The following is a 1,676-nucleotide window of genomic DNA, read 5'->3' on the forward strand; positions in this document are numbered from 1 at the left end:
CCGTCACTCACCATGCACGCTCCGTAGGTTGGACTTCACCCTCCGAGCCCGACCGTAGCCACGTGGCAGGGCAGCGTCCCAGACCCCGTTGCGGCGTCGGCGGGTCGTACCAAGAGGGACGTTGCCGGCACCCCAACGCGCGCGCATGGTGTAGGCATGAGCGATCCCAAGACCTCTGTCGTGCCGGTCGATCTGACCCAGGAATGGCCGACCGGCCGTCACGTCAGCGGGAAGAACGAGGACCTCGTCGGCTTCGAGGCGCCCACTTCGGACGGCCAGGGAGGCTACACCAACACCGAGGGTAAGCCGGTCGACGAGCACGGCAACCTGCTGCCCGACCCGAACGCGCCCACGGGCGATCCGGGCGAACCGGACCTGCGCAGCTACGACGTCAGCCCCGGCCAGATCTACGACGCCGAAACGACGATCCTTCAGGCGATGACGGGCCAGATCGCCGAGTTCGAGCAATTCCGCGACACCGCGATCGCCAGGTCGAGCTGGATCTTCTCGGCCGGCATGAAGTCGAACACGGCCGCCGCCTTGAATGGGGGGATTCAATACGGCAATTTATACAACGGGGGCGGCCGCACCACCACCGACCATGGCGTGTACGCCGAGTACGTGGACCCGCAACCGCAACAGGAACAGACCGCGGAGATTCAGTACAGCCAGTTCCAACTGCTGCAGGGCTGCGCCGGCGTGCTCGCGTTGGTCGGTGAGTTCGTCGGCAGGCTCAACAACGCCGCCCAGATCTACGCCGGCGCGGACATCAACTCCACAGTCCCGGACGGCACCAGCACCGCCTGAGCCTACAGCGGTGACCGGTCCCCTCGGCGGCTTGGCGCAGGACCTTTGTCCTGCTCCAACAGCCTGATCCGCTTGCGCGCCTCCCGCGGTTCGACCGACTCGCTGCCGGCTGTCCCCGGCGCCGGTGGGTCGTACCAAGAGGGACGTTGCCGCCACCCCAACGCGCGCGCAAGGTTGAGGTATGAGCGATCCCAACACCTCTGTCGTCCCGGCCGATCTGACCCAGGAATGGCCGACCGGCCGCCACGTCAGCGGGAAGAACGAGGACCTCGTCGGCTTCGAGGCGCCCACCTCGGACGGCCAGGGAGGCTACACGAACACCGACGGTAAGCCCGTCGATGAGCACGGCAACCTGCTGCCCGACCCGAACGCGCCCACGGGTGACCCGGCCGAACCGGACCTGCGCACCTACGATGTCAGCCCCGGCCAGATGTACGACGCCGAGACAACGATCCTCCAGGCGACGACGGGCCAGATCGCCGACTTCGAGCGCTTCCGCGACGCCGCGATCGCCAAGTCGAGCTGGATCTTCTGGGCCACAAAGGAGTCGGACACGGTCGCCGTCTACCACGAGGGGGTTCCGCTCAACAACAACGTCAAGTGGATCGGCCCCTACGACGACGGCAGCGGCTCGTACGCCCCGTTCAAGGATCCCCACCCGGACCAGACCGCGGAGATCCAGTACAGCCAGTTCCAACTGCTGCAGGGCTGCGCCGGCGTGCTCGATCTGGTCGGCCAGTTTGTCGGGAGGCTCAACAACGCCGCCCAGATCTACGCCGGCGCGGACATCAACTCCACAGTCCCGGACGGCACCAGCACCGCCTGAGCCTCAGCCGCCGTTGGGGCCGATCTCAGCTTCGGCGTCGTGC

2 protein-coding genes are annotated in these 1,676 nt (G+C 67.1%); both read left to right on the forward strand.

Annotation, left to right across the window (positions count from 1 at the left end; translation table 11 throughout):
- Positions 1-156 precede the first annotated feature (156 nt).
- Positions 157-807, forward strand: coding sequence for a hypothetical protein (locus KBX34_RS32895; RefSeq protein WP_210793723.1), 651 nt, complete (start codon positions 157-159; stop codon positions 805-807).
- Positions 808-988: 181 nt separating this feature from the next.
- Positions 989-1,633, forward strand: a complete 645-nt coding sequence (locus tag KBX34_RS32900; protein WP_210928965.1) for a hypothetical protein — start codon at positions 989-991, stop codon at positions 1,631-1,633.
- The last annotated feature ends 43 nt before the right edge of the window (positions 1,634-1,676 follow it).

Origin of the sequence: Micromonospora sp. M61, assembly GCF_018070245.1 — a bacterium.
GTDB classification, from domain to species: Bacteria; Actinomycetota; Actinomycetes; order Mycobacteriales; family Micromonosporaceae; genus Micromonospora; species Micromonospora zamorensis.

Bases quoted from the DNA above. Each gene is read 5' to 3' on its own strand.
- KBX34_RS32895 (WP_210793723.1), top strand. From the start codon at position 157: ATGAGCGATCCCAAGACCTCTGTCGTGCCGGTCGATCTGACCCAGGAA.
- KBX34_RS32900 (WP_210928965.1), top strand. From the start codon at position 989: ATGAGCGATCCCAACACCTCTGTCGTCCCGGCCGATCTGACCCAGGAA.